The sequence below is a fragment of the Lactobacillus iners DSM 13335 genome, assembly GCF_000160875.1.
In the GTDB taxonomy this organism is placed as follows: domain Bacteria; phylum Bacillota; class Bacilli; order Lactobacillales; family Lactobacillaceae; genus Lactobacillus; species Lactobacillus iners.
In genome coordinates this window covers 1-19621 of sequence record NZ_GG700809.1, presented here as the reverse complement: position 1 = coordinate 19621, position 19621 = coordinate 1, and the positions used below count along the sequence as shown (strand labels likewise).

14 protein-coding genes, 1 pseudogene and 1 other annotated feature are annotated in these 19621 nt (G+C 32.0%); of the genes and pseudogenes, 4 read left to right on the top strand and 11 right to left on the bottom strand.

Annotation, left to right across the window (positions count from 1 at the left end):
* The 3 genes from HMPREF0520_RS04480 to HMPREF0520_RS04470 form a co-directional block, all read right to left on the bottom strand.
* Nucleotides 1–1662, bottom strand: a complete 1662-nt coding sequence (locus tag HMPREF0520_RS04480) for an alpha-glucosidase (RefSeq protein WP_006729723.1) — start codon at nucleotides 1660–1662, stop codon at nucleotides 1–3.
* Between the two features lie 164 nt (nucleotides 1663–1826).
* Nucleotides 1827–2780 carry a LacI family DNA-binding transcriptional regulator gene (locus HMPREF0520_RS04475; RefSeq protein WP_006729722.1) on the bottom strand — a complete coding sequence of 318 codons (954 nt, stop codon included), beginning with the start codon at nucleotides 2778–2780 and terminating at the stop codon, nucleotides 1827–1829.
* 93 nt (nucleotides 2781–2873) lie between these two features.
* On the bottom strand, nucleotides 2874–3650 hold the full coding sequence (locus HMPREF0520_RS04470) for a tyrosine-protein phosphatase (RefSeq protein ID WP_006732158.1): 777 nt from the start codon (nucleotides 3648–3650) through the stop codon (nucleotides 2874–2876).
* Nucleotides 3651–3817: 167 nt separating this feature from the next.
* Here HMPREF0520_RS04470 and HMPREF0520_RS04465 point away from each other — a divergent pair, with 167 nt between their 5' ends.
* From HMPREF0520_RS04465 to HMPREF0520_RS04455, 3 genes are all read left to right on the top strand, one after another.
* Nucleotides 3818–4489, top strand: coding sequence for a type 1 glutamine amidotransferase (locus tag HMPREF0520_RS04465; protein WP_006729720.1), 672 nt, complete (start codon nucleotides 3818–3820; stop codon nucleotides 4487–4489).
* Complete coding sequence (locus HMPREF0520_RS04460) at nucleotides 4479–5864, top strand: APC family permease (RefSeq protein WP_006729719.1); 1386 nt, start codon at nucleotides 4479–4481, stop codon at nucleotides 5862–5864. The genes HMPREF0520_RS04465 and HMPREF0520_RS04460 overlap by 11 nt, the downstream gene beginning before the upstream one ends.
* Nucleotides 5865–6065: 201 nt before the next feature.
* The gene (locus tag HMPREF0520_RS04455; RefSeq protein ID WP_006729717.1) at nucleotides 6066–7001 is read left to right on the top strand and encodes a DNA/RNA non-specific endonuclease; all 936 of its coding nucleotides are present in this window, start codon (nucleotides 6066–6068) and stop codon (nucleotides 6999–7001) included.
* Between the two features lie 154 nt (nucleotides 7002–7155).
* Here HMPREF0520_RS04455 and HMPREF0520_RS04450 read toward each other — a convergent pair whose 3' ends face one another.
* Complete coding sequence (locus HMPREF0520_RS04450) at nucleotides 7156–9870, bottom strand: YhgE/Pip domain-containing protein (RefSeq protein ID WP_010222284.1); 2715 nt, start codon at nucleotides 9868–9870, stop codon at nucleotides 7156–7158.
* Nucleotides 9871–10054: 184 nt separating this feature from the next.
* The gene (locus tag HMPREF0520_RS04445) at nucleotides 10055–10966 is read right to left on the bottom strand and encodes a DMT family transporter (protein WP_006729715.1); all 912 of its coding nucleotides are present in this window, start codon (nucleotides 10964–10966) and stop codon (nucleotides 10055–10057) included.
* 140 nt (nucleotides 10967–11106) lie between these two features.
* Nucleotides 11107–11369, top strand: a binding site (T-box leader).
* A gap of 59 nt (nucleotides 11370–11428) precedes the next feature.
* On the opposite strand from HMPREF0520_RS04445, the gene asnA reads away from it, so the two are divergent.
* A complete protein-coding gene (gene asnA / locus HMPREF0520_RS04440) occupies nucleotides 11429–12439 on the top strand; it encodes an aspartate--ammonia ligase (RefSeq protein ID WP_006729714.1) in 1011 nt (336 codons plus the stop codon).
* Nucleotides 12440–12816: 377 nt separating this feature from the next.
* On the opposite strand, the pseudogene HMPREF0520_RS04435 reads toward asnA, so the two are convergent.
* From HMPREF0520_RS04435 to HMPREF0520_RS04410, 6 genes and pseudogenes are all read right to left on the bottom strand, one after another.
* Nucleotides 12817–14413, bottom strand: a pseudogene (locus HMPREF0520_RS04435) (ATP-binding cassette domain-containing protein).
* Between the two features lie 307 nt (nucleotides 14414–14720).
* Nucleotides 14721–16094, bottom strand: a complete 1374-nt coding sequence (locus HMPREF0520_RS04430; protein ID WP_006729711.1) for an amino acid permease — start codon at nucleotides 16092–16094, stop codon at nucleotides 14721–14723.
* Between the two features lie 226 nt (nucleotides 16095–16320).
* Nucleotides 16321–16680, bottom strand: coding sequence for a DUF956 family protein (locus HMPREF0520_RS04425; RefSeq protein WP_006732807.1), 360 nt, complete (start codon nucleotides 16678–16680; stop codon nucleotides 16321–16323).
* A 1-nt stretch (nucleotide 16681) separates the two neighbouring features.
* Nucleotides 16682–17611, bottom strand: a complete 930-nt coding sequence (locus HMPREF0520_RS04420) for a PTS system mannose/fructose/sorbose family transporter subunit IID (protein ID WP_006729709.1) — start codon at nucleotides 17609–17611, stop codon at nucleotides 16682–16684.
* A 24-nt stretch (nucleotides 17612–17635) separates the two neighbouring features.
* A complete protein-coding gene (locus HMPREF0520_RS04415) occupies nucleotides 17636–18430 on the bottom strand; it encodes a PTS mannose/fructose/sorbose transporter subunit IIC (protein ID WP_006729708.1) in 795 nt (264 codons plus the stop codon).
* A gap of 27 nt (nucleotides 18431–18457) precedes the next feature.
* Nucleotides 18458–19447: a PTS sugar transporter subunit IIB gene (locus tag HMPREF0520_RS04410; protein WP_006729707.1), complete on the bottom strand. Its 990-nt coding sequence runs from the start codon at nucleotides 19445–19447 to the stop codon at nucleotides 18458–18460.
* Between the last annotated feature and the right edge of the window lie 174 nt (nucleotides 19448–19621).

The window sequence follows — 19621 nt, the reverse complement described above, 5'->3', positions numbered from 1 at the left end:
CTATTTTTTAATTAATACAACACCAGATCCTGGAGCTAATGTTAATTGATTGTTAACCAGCTCACAGGTACCGGTTTTGAGCTTGATATCATAGTTTCCAATAGGAAGCTCGATCATCTCTTTTTTTGAGCTCAAAGAGACTGCCACAATGCCTACTTCATCTTCCAAATCTCTTTCATATACATAAGTATACCTATTAGTATCAAAAAGATAGTAAGTACCATTAGTAAATAAATCAGTCTTCTTTAAGTCAATTAATTGACGATAAAAATTTAATACACTATTGTTATCATTTTCTTCGCCAGCAACATTATCGGCATTGGCTGGTACCCCGACATTCCATGGCTCACCCGTTGTAAACCCGGAATTATCACTATCATCCCATGGCATAACATTTCTAGCTGCGAGTTTATGCATCTTACTTACCATTTCAAGAGCTTGTTCTTTAGTCTTCCCTGCTTTAATTGCCGAAGCTAAAAACTCATCAACAGTTATATCATTAAATGGTTCTGCTGTATCGAAATGTAAGTTTTTAAGACCTAACTCCTCACCATAATAAATTACTGGTATACCTCTTTGCAAGTACATCAACATTGCTAAGCCCTTAACTTGCTGTTCATCTTTGGCAAATCGAGTAGCAACACGTGACATATCATGGTTATTCCAATACAGTGTTGGTAACGAAACATTACTCAATGTTTGTTGCCATACTACCTGATTTTGCTTAAACGCAGGAATATCCAAATCACGTGGCTGGTACCTAGTAGAAAAGCTTTCATCAAGTTTTGTCAAATTTTCAGTAAAATATCTGAAAGTAATCACAGTATCCATTAGCTCATTGCGAGGCAAAGTATAATCTACTGCCAAATTAACATTAGCACTGGCAGCTTCACCTAATAATAAGGTATCTGGATAATCAGCTTTAATTTGTTTACAAAATGGGCGTAACCACTTTTGCACTTGTGATAAATTAGCAAAAAATGGTTCAGCAACAATTGGCTGATCATCATCACTATCAGTAGGATAATTTTGACGTAAATCTGCTTTGCCAATGTGAATAAAAGCGTCTATTCGTAATCCGTCGATGCCTTTTTTGAGCCAAAACTCTGCTACATCTAACATAGCATGTCTAACTTCAGGATTTTTCCAATTGAGATCAGGCATTTTTTTATCAAACAAGTGAAAATAATATTCATCTGTTCCAGCAGGATCTTTCTCCCAAACACTGCCGCCAAAAAAGCTACCCCAATTATTAGGTTCCTTACCATCCTTGCCCTTAGCAAAAATATAGTAATCACGATAAATGCTATCTTTATTATGGATTGCATCTTGAAACCAAGGATGTTGATATGAAGTATGATTTAAAACAAAATCCATTATCACACGAATACCTGCATCATGTAATTCTGATAACAGATTCTCCATATCCTCCATAGTACCCATACTTGGGTCAATTGCATAATAATTAGACACATCATATCCATTGTCTACTTGCGGCGAAACAAACACTGGATTTAACCACACAGCGTTTATACCTAAACTCTTTAAATAGGGAATTCTTTGGCGAATACCATTTAAATCACCAATCCCATCACCATTACTGTCTTGAAATGATTTGGGATATATTTGATAAATAATTGCTCGATCATACCAATTAGCCATGATTATCTCCTTTCTTTTACTAATATCAATTTAACAAGAGTTATCACGTAAATATAGCCCCAATTAATATGTTACCGCTATCAAAAAAGAATATAAACTTATTTTTAAAAATATAATTCAAACAAAAAACCTGTTTTTTTGAAAACAGGTTTTTAATAAATGTGTTAATTTCTTGTTGTATCTCGTTTTATTAATGTAGGTTCTATCAGTAATTCACCTTGTTGAGCACCTGATTGTGATATTTTTTGCAATAACATGTCAGATAATAACTCACCTAATTTTATAATAGGTTGCTTTACTGTCGTCAATTTTGGATGTGAAACTTGATCTAAAAAAATACCATCAAAACCGATTACTCCAAAATCTTTGGGTATTTCGCCACCTTTAGCTATGATAGCTCTCACAACACCAGTAGCTAATCTATCACTAGCACATATAAAGCAAGTATTATGTGCAAATTCCTTCCAATGTTCATCAATAAAATGCTGTGCACTATGACTATGATTAGGTAATCTAAAAATTTTAGGAACTTTATTATGACTTTGCAAAGTGTTGATATAACCAGCCTCTCTGGAATATTCGAACGCTTCTTTTTCATTGATACCTATAAAAATAATTGACTGATAATTTTTATTCAATGCATATTGAGTAGCTATCTGCTCTCCTATTTTATTATCTGTATCCACATAGTCATACCCGTAGCGATTCTCACCAAAGAGTACAAATGGTTTATCTAATTTATCTAGCCATTCAGAATCACTGGAACGAGCACCTGTAATAATATAGCCATCAGCATTGCCTTTAGTAATTTCATCAACACTAGTTAGCAATTGCAACGCATATTGATGACGATTTAATCCTTGTGTAATACCAAACAAAAGATTCATATAATATGGTTCTGTAGTATCTATATTTTCTAAAATTATAAACTTAACTACATTTGTACGATTTTTAGCTAAGGCACGTGCAGCTGAATTGGGACTATAGTGTAAAGTTTTCATTGCTTTTTCCACTAAAGATCTTAATTCTTTAGTTACTTGCTCTGGGTGATTAATAACACGAGAAACTGTCATTTTTGAAACATTTGCTTCTTTTGCAACATCAGACAATGTGACCACAATTACCTCCTAAAAATACAATAAATCTATATTTTTATTCTAACGTATGTTATCAACAATTACCATTTAAATACAAGTCAGTTACTGAATAAATCACACTGTCAATTTATTGCGAAACTCACTTAAATCTGCTTTGCTAAAATTTAAAACTTTTAAAAAGTAATTATCAAATCCGCCGAATCCCTGATTAATAGTTTGAATAATTGTCTGAATAGATAGTGCATCAACTCCATTTAAGTTCATCCGCTCAATGATATTTTGTAAATCATCATCTGTAGGTAAAGTATGCTTAATTGAAAAAAGATATAATTCATTACTTAATAAATAATCAGCAATAATATCTTCTTCCTTAACGCCCAATCCTAGCAAAATAACCGCAGCTACTAATCCAGTGCGATCCTTTCCTGCAGTACAATGAAAAACAAGAGCATCGTTTTCATCAAGCGACAATATCTCTTGAAATACCCGCTTTAAAGCCATCTGACCAGTTTTATCCAACAATATTTTTTGATACCGTCGTCCTACAATACCCTGTGGAACTGGAAGACTATTAATTAAATTATTGACAGTTTCTGTAGTTATTTGATTTTCATAAGTAATATCTTCTTCATTATAAATATGGCAATCATAATGAGCTACACCATCCCATAATCTATCCCGCCAATATGATTGCTCATAACTAGTACGCAGATCACAATCAGTAACTATGTGTTTTTGAGCTAAAATTTCCATATCTTGCATTGTTAAATTATCTAATCTATCAGAACGATATATTTTTTTCCAACAAACTGATCGACCATTAGCTGTTACATAACCACCTAGATCTCTAAAATTCACAGCTCCATCCAAGATGATAAGTCTATCATTCATACAAAATAATCCTCCTCTTTTTAATAATATATTAATATTTAAAAACATGCTATTTTGGATGCATTCATAAATATGTTTATTACATATAATTTTATAACACTTAGTAGATTTTTATAGTAATATTATTTACAATAATATTATTATATTTACAAAGAAGGCATATAATTATGAATAAAAGTTCAATCAAAATTGCTTATTTATATGAAGATCTGATGAATACTTATGGTGACTCAGGCGATGTTAAAATTATAAAATTTTTATTAAAAAAAGCCGGCTATGAAACTGAAGTAGACAATGTATCATTAGGCACTAATTTTGATGCTTCAAAATATGATTTTGTCTTTTTTGGTGGTGGGCAAGATTTAGAACAAACGATAGTTGCTAAAGATTTACCACGACACAAACAAACCTTACAAAAATATATTGAATCTGGCAATCCTATGTTGTGCATCTGTGGCGGATATCAATTATTAGGCTCTTATTATAAAACTAATGCTGGTATCACCATTAAAGGCTTAGATATCGTTCCAATACATACAGTTTTTAAAGCTGACAAAAGAATGATCGGCGATACACATTACATAACACAATGGGGTGAGGTTAGAGCTTTTGAAAATCATTCCGGACAAACATACTTTGATAATGATAAGTTAAAACCTTTAGGGAAAATGATCGAAGGATATGGCAATAATCCCCAAGATGGTGTTGAAGGTATGAGATATAAAAATCTTATTGGATCTTATTCTCATGGTCCCCTACTCAAAAATGAAAATATTGCCAATGCATTAGTTGATAAAATTATTACACGATATCATAGGAGGACAGAGCATGCCCTATAATTTATTAAGAAAAGAAAACCTAAGCCGGTATATCAATACAGACAAACATTTCGTTAAAACTATAGGGGCTTTTGAACTACTGACGTTAGGTATTGGCTCTGTAATTGGCACTGGAATTTTTATCCTACCTGGAACTGTAGCCGCAACAAAAGCAGGCCCAGCTGTCACTATATCCTTTATTATTGCGGCCTTCGTTTGTGCTTTATGCAGCATGTGCTACGCTGAATTATCAGCTAGCATCCCTATTGCAGGTAGTGCATATTCCTACGGTAACATATTATATGGCGAATTTATTGGTTGGATCTTAGGATGGGCTTTAATATTAGAATATATGCTATCAGTAGCTGCAGTATCTACAGGATGGGCTTCTTACTGCAACTCCTTATTGAGTAGTTTTAACTGGCAACTACCTCATTTTCTTTCCGGTCCCTTTAATCCAGCACAAGGAACATATGTTAATTTATTAGCAATTTTAAGCGTAATTTTCATTGCAGCCTTGTTATCGAAAGGTATGAAATCATCTCTAAAATTTAATAATATAGCAGTTCTGCTAAAAATCGGAATTATTTGCATTTTTATCATAGTGGGACTTTTTTATATCAAGCCTAAAAATTATACACCATACTTTCCTTTCCATTTTTCCGGTATATTTAAAGGAGCAACTACAGTTTTCTTTGCTTTTTTGGGCTTTGACGTTATATCTGCATCAGCAGCAGAAGTTAAAAAGCCAGAAAAAAATATGCCTATAGGCATTATAGGTACTTTAATTATCGCAGTTCTATTATATATAGGAGTTTCTATCGTATTAACTGGTATGATTTCATACAACAAGTTGGACGTAGCCAATCCTGTAGCTTTTGCACTCAAATCTGTGAACCAAGGTTGGATAGCCGATTGTTTATCAATAGGTGCAATAATAGGAATGAGTACTATGATGCTATCTATGATATATTCCAGTTCACGTTTAATTTATTCTATTGGACGTGATGGATTATTGCCAAACTTTTTAGGAAAAATCAATACAGTAGGATTACCCAAAAACGCCTTGATAGTTGTAACTATTATTATTGCCTTGATGGGTGGTCTGTTTTCACTAGATGAACTCACTAGCCTAGTTTCCATAGGAACTTTGTTAGCTTTCACATTTGTTTCGTTTGGTGTTATTTTAATTAGAAGAAGAACCGATATACCATCAGGTACTTTTAAAGTACCTCTTTATCCTTTTATTCCTTTACTTTCTGGCATATGTTGCATTGGTATGATGACTTTCTTATCAAAAAGAACATTTATGTTTGCAGGCATATGGTTTAGCATTGGCATTCTTATCTACCTATTGTATGGTTACAAGCACAGTAAAATTAATCAAATCAAATAACTGAACAAATTTTTCAAAAGAGAAATAACTAATGCATAAGTTACTTCTCTTTTTGTTAGTTTAAAAAATAAAAATACAACTATTCTTACTGTACTTTTTTCAAACATAAGTTATAATCAAAAATAAGATTTGTTATTTTAATCATTATTCTATCTAAAAATTAATCAAGCATTTAATTAACAAGATGAAAGGAGTACTACCGTGAAAATCAAGATAAATAAATTAGTTACCTTATTAAGTATTGCATCAACAGGTTTGATGCTTTCAGCAGGTCACAATTTGACATTAACTCACAAAGCTAATGCAACTGAGATTTCTGCTACAAAAGATATAAGAACACAAACACTCGGAATAAAAAACTATAAGTTAGAAAGTCTAGATTTTATTTCAGGAAATCAAGCAATCATAGAACTGAATAACAATCATGCTAATTTGAACCCTAATGATTGGCAAGAACATAAAATAGTTTATAAACGTATAGATCAATTTAATAGAGCAACTGGTGCCAAAACTGCCTTTTTATCTAAATCAAATATAGATTCATTATCTAAAGGCAGAGTTAAACAATATATTAACCCTTCAGGTTGGCATCCCAATCTACCTGATCAAAAAATTTATAATCGTGGACACTTTATAGCTTATTCATTATCTAAAGGAATGGATAAAATGGGAAAATATAGCCCTAATCTCCAAAGAGGTGATCAAAACAATAGAAAAAATCTTTTCACACAAACTGATTTTTCAAATAAAGCATTACAAACTATATTCGAAGATAAGGTTAGAACCGCACTCATGCAAGATAAAAAAGTAATATATCAAGCAAAACCTATTTTTCGCGGTAGTGAATTGATGGCTCGAGGTGTTCATTTACAGGCTATCTCAACAGATAAATCCCTAAATTTTAATGTCTATATTTTTAATGTCCAACCTGGGTACAAGTTTGACTATCAAACAGGCAGAGTAGCAGCAGACAAAGATATGTATGTTTCGTTTAATAATCAAAAATTCAATAATTTTGATTATTATCATGCAAAAGTTAAACAGCCTAATGATCAAACATTCATCCACAAAATTTCTAACTCCAAGATTTATATATTTTTTAAAGAAAAATTGAATGCTTTATTGCAGTACAATTAAATGATCATAGATGTAGGATATAAATTACCTACATCTTTTTATTTATACAAAATAAATTGTCAATTTTAAAAATATAAAAACCTCTAGCTTTGACTTAATGCAAATCTAGAGGTTAATTTTATATATAAACCTAATTGTTTATTTTACAATATATTTAATTAGTTACAGTTTCAGTAGCTGTATTAGTAAATTTATAGACAATAGCTATTACCAATCCAACATAAGCAACAATAGCTAGTAATATTAATACCATTAAATTACTCATAAAGTATCCAGTACCTAACCCACTAGTTATCGCTTGTCTTAAACCAGCAATAGCATATGACATAGGTAAAAATTGATGTATAGTTTGGAAGAAACTATTAGTTACTTCTATTGGAAACATTCCACCAGCTCCACCGATTTGCAAAACAAATAGTAATAAACCAGGTAACAGACCCCATCTACCAAACATAAATGTCAACAATTGCATGATACCCAACATAGCTAAAGTATATGCTATACAAATAGTAAATAATTCTACTACGTTGAAAACTTTTAATCCTGATACGATTAAAATAATATTTTGAACTAGCACCATACCTAAACATGCAATAATTGCTAATTTAAATTCACGTAGGATTAATGATCTATATGATGTAATTTCTGTCATTCTTCGATTAGCCGGAAATTCCACTAATAAGATTAATACACCTATGAATAATGCAGTAGCCATAATGAATGGAGCTAAAGCATGTCCATAGTTAGGTACCACACTAACTGTATCATGTTTTAATTCTGCTGGATCAGAAAACATATCGCTATTGGCATCAGCAGCTTGTGTAGAATTCAATTTATCTGCTCCTTGTGATAATTTATCAGATAATGTTCCACTGCCTTGGCGTAATTTATTAATTCCTTGCAATAAAATTGAGGACTTACTATTTAATTGACTGGAGCCATTAGCTAAGCGATCAATACCTGATAATAAAGCGGGAACTTTTTCATTTAATTGAATTAAAGCAACATTTAATTGATTCGAACCAGATAGTAGCGTTTTACTATTCAAATCCAATAATTTCAACCCACCATTAATCTGAACAATACCACCAGCATATTGGCTAAATCCTAACTTAAGCTTATCAAAACCACTCAACAATTTAGCTGAATTAGCATCTAAAGTTGCTGCACCAGACATTGCCATATCTACTCCATCAGTATATTCATCAATTCCTGATACCAATTGTTTTATTTTACTTTTTGAATCTACTAATTGTTGCGTACCAGCAGCAATTTGTGATGTAGCAGCTGATAATTTCTTTAATTTATCTGGCATGTTATTCAACATATCCTTATTATCAGATACTTTAGATAATAACCCTTTGGTTTCTGAAAGTAATTTTTTAGCACCCACTAATGCAGATTCTATATTTGCAATTTGACTTGATAACCCTTGCAATTGAGCAGGACTTAACTTAGATTGCATCCCCTCCAGCGATAGCAAAAGTGGCACTACAGATTCACCGACATATGCCTCTAAACTAGCATTACCAGCCTGAGCATTAGTTTTTATATCCTTAACTAATCCTAGAATCTTTTGCTTAGTACTTTCATTTATTTGACTTTCGCTGTTAACAAGTTGAGCAATTTTGTCTGCCTTAGTTGCATTTTGATCACTATAATTTATTGCTTGATCAATATTTTTAGCCTGCGACAAGTTTTCGGCATATTGCTTAATATCTGCCATGCTTTTAACAATACTTAAAAGATCTAATGATTTTAATACCTTCAACGTCTCTTGAACAGTTGCTAATTGACTTTCCAATTGGAAAACTTGACCTTGTAAAGAAAGAGCACCATTTAAGGTTCCTAACAAATTACTATCAGATAGCTTACTATTAAATGCGGAAACACCTGCATTTACTTTTTGACTACCAACATTTAATAAATCAAAATTATCGCTAGCAGTTAATAGGGAACGTCCTCCTGCCCTGAGGCGATAAGAGTTGGCACTTAATTTCGACAATCCTGAAGATAAACGACCAACGCCAGAAGTATAAGCAAATAATCCGGTATTGAATTCATTAATACCTTGGGTCAATATTGGTGTTGCATTAATTAATTTTTCGGAACCTAAGTATAACTTAGATACTCCATTCGTATATTTATTAATACCCGTATATAATTTGCTTGATCCTTCAACTAATTTTTTTGATCCTGTAGCTAGTGGCTGCACAGATACCCTTAAAATTTGCATACCATTGGATATTTTAGACACACCAGCAACGTATTTTTTACTACCATCCTGCAAACTAATCATGCCAGTACTAATTTGTTTAGCACCATTAGCAGCTTTGTGCATACCTTTACCAAAAATACGCAACTGATCAAACATAGCATTTGCATAGGCCTTAGTAACTGAAGATCTTACTTTGCCATTTAATCTAATTAATGCCATATCACTCATTGTACTGCCCAGATAATTCAACGAGTCATTAGTTTTATAATACAACTTCATTTTTTGAGGATGCGATGTCAAAACTGTTGTCGCATTTTTAGAAAAATCATTAGGTATTGTTACTACCGTATAAAATTTTCTATTTTGTAAACCTTTTTTAGCCTCTTCTTCAGTTACAAACAACCATTTCATTTGCTTGTTATGTTTTAATTGAGAAACTATCTTATCGCCTACAGCTAATTTTTTGTTATTGTAGTTTACTGCCTGATCATTATTCACCACAGCAATGGGTAAATTCTTGGCACCCGCATAAGGATCCCAAACCGATTTAATAAAAGATAGACTATAAAGTACTGGAGCCAATATAGCTACCGCAAACATAATAATAAAAACCAGATTATGCTGAGATAATTTCTGTTTTATTTTCTTCATACTTTTCCCTCTCCGAATTATATACATAATGTATATTATCAATGGCTATTTAAAATAAACTATGCATATTATAAAATAGCAACCATTGAGGTACAGTATAGTTTATATAAAGCAAAAAAGCAAGAAAAAAATATATACAAAATAAAAATAGACAAACCTTAATTGAGCTTTGTCTATTTTTTTGTTATTTTTGTATCGATTCGATTTTGCTCTTTGGTTGATAACATATTGCTATAACAGCTAAAATTACCAATATTGTTCCTAACCAATCAATTGGTTTTAAAATTAAATTGAACACAAAGACTGAACCAAGAGTGGCAGATATCGGTTCAAAAGCATCTAAAATACTTGCAGTAGACGGTTTAATATATCTGAGAGAATTTAACATACAATAAAATGGTAAAATAGTTCCCAATATTATTATTACAACCAGCAGGATGATGACTCTAGAATCTTTTGGAATTAAAATCTGCGAAGGATAAGCAATCAGCATCATTAACCCCGTCGCTATCATGGACCACGCAATCAATGTTACACTATCCATCCGTTTAAGTAATGGCCTAGGAATTAATGTATTTGTTGCTACTCCTAACGCAGATAAAAATCCCCAAAATAAAACTTCAGGTGATAATGATATTTTTGAAAAATTACCATGTGTTGCAATAAAGATAATTCCCATGAATGCAACTAACGCTGCAACTATATCTAACCTTCGCAAAAATTGATGTTCAAAAACTACCATATAAAACATAATAAAGAAAGGACCCATAAATTGCAAAATTGTCGCTATAGAGGCGTTAGATTTTTGAACTACAATGAAATAAAACAACTGTATAGGTATTAGTCCAAATAGGCCATAAAGGATAATATCTATAATATTTTTTCTAGAATATAGAATTTTAATCGGCTTTTTGCCAGTAAGTTGTGCTAGTAAAAGTAAAAACAACCCACTAATAAGCATTCTTATTTGTGTGATAGTTATTGGACTGACCTGGGTAGAAAGATCAAACACTCTTTTAGCACATAATCCTGATATCCCCCACAAATTACAAGATATGATTACTAAAAATATCCATAATTTTTTTTGTTGTTTCATTTTTTGGCCTCCAGTGTTTAACTACTTTATCAATAATAACAGATACTGTCTATATTACACATAATCTTTCAAAATTTTTTTAAAAAATGCTTGAAAGTCAAATAGAAAAGTAGTTAAATAACATTAATGTATGAATAAATTTAAAAGCTATGAAAAAGATGAGTAAGTAATTAATCCAAGCAGTGAGTTGATGGTAGTGAAAAATCAGCAGGCTCTTTTTTACCGAATAACACTTTTTCCTTAATGCTGCTTACCTAAATAAGCCATGATAAGACTTAAAGTAGGTGGAGACGTTTTCGGCACGTTACCTTACCGATGAGACATGTTTGTGTTTCATAAAGTGGGTTTAGCTAAAGCTAAACAATTTAGGTGGCACCGCGGAAAAAAGCCTTTCGTCCTGATATTAATGGGGGCAGAGGGCTTTTTTCTCTGCTTTCAAATATTTTTTGAAGGAGACAAATTATGCCATTAATAATTCCAAAAGATTATGTACCTAAATTAAACATTCGAGATACAGAAGCTGCAATCAGTATCATTCGTGAAACATTTCAAGATAAACTTAGCACTGAATTAACATTACAAAGAATGTCGGCTCCTATGTTTGTTGAAAAAAGCACTGGATTAAATGACAATTTAAACGGTATTGAAAGACCTGTTTCTTTTGATATAAAAAATATTCCAGATGATCAAATTGAAGTAGTTCATTCACTGGCAAAATGGAAGCGTTTTGCTTTAAAGAGATATAATTTCCCTATGCACGAAGGCTTATATACTAATATGAATGCAATACGTAGAGATGAAGATTTAGATAACTTTCATTCTATCTACGTCGATCAATGGGATTGGGAAAAAATAATTAAGAAGGAAGAACGTACTGAAGAAACACTAAAAAATACTGTACGTAAAATTTTTGCTGCTATTAAGCAAACAGAACAATATGTACGTAAAATATATCCAGGTTCAATTTATAGATTACCTGATCAAATTAGCTTTGTTACTACACAAGAATTAGAAAATAGATGGCCTGAACTTTCTCCACAAGAAAGAGAAGACAAGATTGCTGAAGAGCAAAAGGCAGTTTTCTTAATGAAAATTGGTGATAAGCTAGAAAAAAGTGGTAAACCACACGATGGTCGTGCTCCAGACTACGATGATTGGCAATTAAATGGTGATATTATATTCTGGTATGAGCCTTTACATTGTAAATTAGAAGTATCATCTATGGGTATTCGTGTCAGTGAAACCTCATTAAAAGAACAATTAATTAAAGCTAATGCACAAGATCGTGAACAATTACCATTTCACAAAATGTTGTTAAATGGAGATTTACCATATACAATTGGCGGTGGAATTGGTCAATCACGTCTATGTATGTTATTGTTAGCCAAAGTACATATAGGTGAAGTCCAAGCAAGCATATGGCCTAAGGAAATGGCTGATCAATGCGAGAAAAATAATATTCATCTCTTATAAAGACTATAATTATAAAAAGTCTACAAAGATGATATTGGATATGAACCCTCAAAACATGATAAGATGCATCAAGTTTTAAAAAAGCATTACCTCTTGTAACGATTAGGTAATGCTTTTTGAGTTAATTTATAACTTATTACGAAATAGATATAACACGTTTAACGTTATCATTTAATCTATAGCCACTTGCTAAATATTCCATTACTATTTAATTTTCAAACAAAAATTTAAAAATTTGATTTATCTTCTTTTTCAGAAAAGCCACCTGAGCATACAGAACCTATATTTAGATATGTTGCCACAAGAGTAAGATTTTGAAATATATGTCCACATTCCAAATTTTATATACATTGTTAATTACAACAATGTGTTCATAGTTATCTTATCCTTATATTTTTAGTTTTTTCTTCAATTCCAAGATCATGACTAATGATTATAACTAGATTATTTTGTGCTATTTCATTCAACAAGCTTAATACATCTGATTGCAACTCAGGATAAATATTAGCTAAGGGTTCGTCTAATAAAAAACAGTGGGCTTCGTTTTTCAAAATAGTAGTGTAAAGCTTCACTAATTGTATTTCACCCGTTGACAGTTCAGTCATTTTTTTATCTAACACTTTCTTTATATTAAATTGAGAAGAGCTAAATACTTTTGGAAAATATTGATATCCAGAAATGCAATTTTCATTACTCTCGTTTACATACATATCTAAATATTCTCTTACAACACAATTGGGAAGAATCGTATCTTGGAATAAACAACTTATATTATCTTCTCTAAGTTTTTTCTTGTTTATTAAGTCAATATCTATATTGTTTATTAAAATTGTACCTTTTTTGGCTGGCGTATACAGTCCTGTTATCGTCCTTAAAAAAGTAGATTTTCCTATTCCATTTCTGCCTCTAACAACATAAAGACCAGAATTATTAAAACTACATGTAAGTTTTTTGTGCATCTAAACTAATATTGAAATTATGCACTTGGATATTTTCAACCTTAGTAATAACTATTTCCCCGTCTACTTCATTCATGATAGACATCAATTGATCAATTCGCATATATGCAACACGAAAAGATTCAAAATCAAATAAAATAGAAAATAGTGCATCTACTTGTCCTAATAATTGATTAAAATATTGGAAAAGAACTGAAAAAGAGCCTATTGTCATACTTCCTGATATTACTGCCAATCCGCCATTAATAAACAATATTAACTGAAAAATCAATTGTAAGACGATTTCACCAGTAGACATGCCCAAATTAAGAAAGAAGTTTCTTCTTGTAATATTTAAAAGAGATGCTTGGGTCTTTTTCCACCTTTTATATTCTCTCTCTTCGCGTCTATTGCCTTTAATTTCAACATATCTATTCAACCATTCAGCAAATCCTGAAAAATATTCATTATAAACTTGTCTTAATTCTAAGTTTATTTTGAATATTTTAGGTTTCAAAATAAGGTACAAAATAATATATGCTGGTAGCAAAATCATTATAAATAGGAAAAAGTGAGGTTTAGCTTTAATAATATAAACAAAAATTATAATCGAGGAAATAATAATTGAAATTATTTGATTTACTGTTTGAAACAAGAAATTCAATATTTCATTAGTATCTTCCGTAATTCTATCTGCAGTTTGAATAGGATCAAGTTTTAAGACCTCTAACGTATCTTTTGAATATAGTTTCTTTATTATCGTATCGTTTACATCTATGTTTATTTTTCTGTAGTTTAGAATTTGAATTTTATTTATAAAAAAAGACAAAAAAAGTCTTATAACGTTTAAAGCTATTATAATTACTACATTGTGTATGAATGATATTCTATCAGCCTTATATACTAGTGAATTTATTAACATACCTTCCAAAAAAATATTAGATGTCTCTATACACGTATTAATAATATTCATTCCTAAAAAAAGAAAATACTCAAACTTGTACTTGCTATTAAGCTCTTTTAGAACAGCACGCATAAAATAACCTACATATCTAATTAAAGAATAATATCTTCTAAGGATTGAAATTCCTTTTCTAATTTTCTTTCAGAACCACCTACGGCTGAATTGATCTTTTTATAATCTGACATAAATAATACCTCCCCAAATAGAAATTATTAGTTTAACCCTTTGGGTATTTTGTTAAAATTAAATTAAGCAAATTATAAAATCATGATTTTAAATTGTCAACACTTTTTTAAATGCTATTTATATTTTTGATTAGCATTATCTGTAAGACTTTGATGTGACTCCCCACACAAAAAAGTTAGACTTTTTTATTTAACTATTTTTTCTTCCTAATAAAATATAATATTGTAGCAAATAATAAAACAGCTGCTCCTACTATTACTGATAATCTTGTTTCAGGATTGATAAACATAAATATGATGATCAAAAATAACATACTAAAAGCAAAATAACTAGAATAAGGATACAACGGAAGTTTAAATGTATGTTGTGCCATTTGCTTAGGATTTTCTTTTCGAAATTTTAATTCAGCTATCAAGATTACAAACCACGGTACCATACCAGGTAAAACAGAAGAACTATAAATCAATACAAATAAGCTGCTAGCGGACTTGCTGATAGTTGAAAAAATAAGATTTAAAATAAATCCAATTAATATTCCGGCAGAAATTCCCAAAATAGCCTTATTAGGTACAACTCTTTTAGATACTTTACCAAAAAATTTAGGTGCATGACCTTCATGTGCTAATCTAAATAGCATTCTACTTGAAGAATATATGCCTGAATTTGCACCCGACAAAGCAGCTGTTAAAATTACAAAATTAATAAATCCAGCAGCAAAAGGAATGCCCACTTTAGTAAATGTTTCTACAAAAGGAGAACCGATAGCTTTTAATTCATTCCAAGGATATATACACACAATAATGAATATAGCACCAACATAAAATATCAAAATACGCCATAAAACAGACTTAACACTTTTAACTACGGCTTTATGAGGATCCATAACTTCACCAGCCGATATACCAATCAATTCTATTCCTTCATATGATCCAACAATAATAGCTAAAGAGAAGAAAAATCCCTTAATACCATGTGCAAAAAAACCACCATGTGACCATAAATTAGAAAAGCCAATAGGAACACCTTTATTACCAAGACCTAACAAAATAACGGCTAACCCAACTACAATCATAAGTACAATTGTAATCACTTTAATCATAGAAAACCAAAATTCTAAAGTGCCATACGCTTTAGCACTGGCTAAATTAGCCAATACCAAAAATACGATAACAATAATACCAGCTATCCACGTTGGAGTTTTAGGCCACCAATATTTAAGATACTCCGTAACAGCTACAACCTCTGATATACCCACCATAATATACTCAAAAATATTCGACCACTCAGCTAAGTATCCAGCTAAAGGGGATATATAATGTGTAGCATAATCAGCAAAGGATCCTGTAGTAGCGTTAACATAAAGCATTTCACCTAATGCACGCATTACAATATATAAAATTAGTCCTACTAGCATGTAAGCCAACAATACTGAAGGTCCTGTCCATTTAATAGTTGATGTAGACCCCATAAATAGACCAACGCCGATAGCTCCACCTAAGGAAATCATTTCCATTTGACCAGCAGTCATTGATCGTTTTAATTGAATTTTTTTTGAATTATTTTGCATAAATTTTATCCTAATAATTGATTTATCTCATGAGATACAAACAGTCTTATTGAATTATAAAATAAACACTTATTTTTCGCAAATTTTAAACATACCTATAAAAATCAAAAGACTTAAAAGTAAAACTCTTAAGTCTTTATATTAATTAATTGAATTAGAAAAAATTATCTCACTTATCCTCATAAACAAAAAAACCAGAAATGATATATTTTCTGGTTTTTTTTGTCTATCTTTTTAAAAAGTTCTTAATAATTTGCCAAAATGTACGTGACTTCCGCATTTTCTCATCGGAAACATGTGTACGTATAGCCCTTAATGTATCTTTAGGATGTCTAGTTGCAAAAATGAAATCACCACTATTACGTGTTTGTATTTTAAATCTAGGAATGTATCTCCCTTTAAAATATACGTCAGCAATCACTAATTTCACTTCTGTCCAAGGTATTTGAACAAAATCATTCACATTCTTTGAAGAATAAAATTCAAAACCTACATCACCAATCAAAACTTGACCGTACACCGACATGCCACGAAACCACGTAGCATCAACATGATATTCACTTTTGGTATTAATAGATTGTACCATATTATAATAAACCAACTACGTGACCAAGGACACCGACAACAAAGATTCCTAAAATAATAGCAATTGGGGAAACTTTCTTCTTCAATAACCACATACATAAGAATGTAAGAAGTAATCCAGCTAAACCTGGAATTAATGAATCTAAGTTACCTTGCAAAGTAGTAACCTTAATTGGTTCCAAGGACAAACCTTTGCCCATATTCCATTGAGTTAAAACTTGATGGATGCCTTTTGCACCACTTGAAATATGATTCCAATCAATATATGCACCTTTAGCTAATTTAACACTTGATACAATTGGCTTGAAGGAAATATTTACCCATCTTTCAATTAAGGCACCTAAAACGAACATACCCATCATAGAAGCACCACGTGTGATCTTTTGAAGCAAACCACCTGAAGCGTCTTCAGTAATCTTGGTACCTGCTTTATATCCCATTTCTTGAGTATTCCACAAGAAACCGATACGAATGGCATTCCAAACAACAAAGAACAAAATAGGTCCTAAAATATTACCAGCACATGCAAGTGACGCACCAATAGCACCTAAAATAGGTCTTACAGTGAACCAGAATACAGGGTCACCAACACCGGCTAAAGGTCCCATCATACCAACCTTAACACCTTGCAATGCAGCATTTTCAACTTTTGCACCATTAGCTTTTTCCTCTTCTAAGGCTAATGTTACACCAATAACAGGTGCTGCTAAGTATGGGTGAGTATTAAAGAATTCCAAGTGACGCTTTAAAGCGGCTGACAAGTCTTCTTTGTTTGGATACAATTTTTTTAAAGCTGGAATTAAACTATAAACCCATCCACCATTTTGCATTCTTTCATAGTTCCATGAACCTTGAAGGAAAGTAGAACGCCAACAAACATTCCAACGGTCCTTTTTACTAAGTATAATCTTATTTTTAGCAGTTTCAGACATGATATATCCTCCTTTAGTCTTATTTTAATAATTATCTAAAATGTCGCCTAAAGGATCTCCAGATCCATTATTTGAGCTCTTGCTACCGGAGCCTTCCAAAGCAAGGTACATAATAGAGAGAGAGACACCGATACCACCAAGGGCGATCAAAGTCAAACCTTGTAATGCTGCCACACAGAAACCAATGACGAAGAATGGCCATACTTCACGACTTGCCATCATATTAATAACCATTGCATAACCAACAGCAACAACCATTCCACCAGCAATAGACATACCGTCATTCAACCATGCAGGCATTGCAGCCAATCCTGCTTTAACAACACTAGCAGGTATAAATAGTAACAAAGCAGCAGGAATAGCAATTCTCAAACCTTGCAATGCAATAGCAACACATTGCCATACGTCAATTGCACGCCAATTTGCTTTTTCAGCTTCTTTATCCATAATATGTACAATAGCAACAGAAATTGTACGCACAATCATAGTCAAGAACAAACCAGCAATAGCTAATGGGATAGCAATACCAATAGCGGCACCAATACCTTTAGATCCTTGACCACCTTGGATCAAAATAATAGTTGATGCAACAGCTGCTAAAGCTGCGTCAGGTGCAACAGCGGCACCAATGTTAGCCCAGCCTAAAGCAATCATTTGCAATGATCCACCTAATAATAATCCTAATTCCAAGTTACCTGTAACTAATCCAATTAAAGTACATGCAACTAAGGGTTGATGAAATTGAAATTGGTCAAGAATACCTTCCATACCAGCTAGGAATGCAACGACCACTACCAGAATCATCTGAATAGCATTCATTTTAAAAAACCTCCTATATAAACAAAATTATTTTTGTTCGTTAATTAATTTTTGTGCCTTGTTAAGCAATTCATTCATATCTTGCTTATTATCTGCTGGCACTTTACGTACATCAAAACTGACACCTAATTTTTCAAGTTCACGATATGCATCAACATCTTTTTGATCCATTGCTAATACAGTATTAACGTTAACTTTACCTGCACTATAAGCCATAGAACCAATATTCAATGTCTTAATATCCATACCGCCTTTTATAGCTCTTAGTGCATCTTCAGGATTTTCAAAAAGAATTAATGCCTTAGTACCACCAAAACGCGTATCTTTAGTAACTTCTAACATCTTATCAATAGGTACGACGTTAGCAGGTACACCAGAAGGTGCAGCTTCACGTATCATAGTCTTTCTAATTTTGTCTTTAGAAACACTGTCTGATACAACAATTATTCTATTAGGAGCTAATGATTTGGTCCAACTAGTAGCAACTTGACCATGTAATAAACGTGAATCTATTCTAGCTAACAGATATTTAATATGACCATCACCAATAACAGTTCCCTCAGGAATGGCAACTTGGTGTTTAGCAGAAACATTACTTTCTGCCTTTTCTACAGGCATTAATGACTCAGGTTTGGTCTTAATGCCGTCTCGACCAGGTTTAACAATTGCTTTAGCAATATCATGTGCATTATTTGAAGCCAATCTTTGTCCAAGTGCTTCTACAACCATTGGTAAGTTCATACCAGATACTATAGCCCAAGTATCTTCATGCTCTTTAACCAAATTGTTGGCTTGATTAAATGGTGTACCACCCCATAAATCAACAATAAACAACACTTGCTCAGAATCATCAAATGAAGCAATGGCATCTTCCATTTTCTTTCTTATGTCATCTGGACCTTCATCAGGCTTTAAAATAACATGTGCAAGATTTTCCTGCTTGCCAAAAATCATTTCAGCAGATTGAAAGATTCCATCAGCAAATCCACCATGGCTTGCAAGGACTATTCCTACCATATTTTTTCCCCCTTACTATGTCTATTATTAAGACTACGTTGATATTTTAACACAATTCGCTTACGCATGTAAGCACTTCCACCAAAAAATATACTTTTTTTACGTAATATTATTTAATAATCACAATTGTATACAAAAAGAGTAGCAATTACATAATTGCTACTCTCTTTTGGT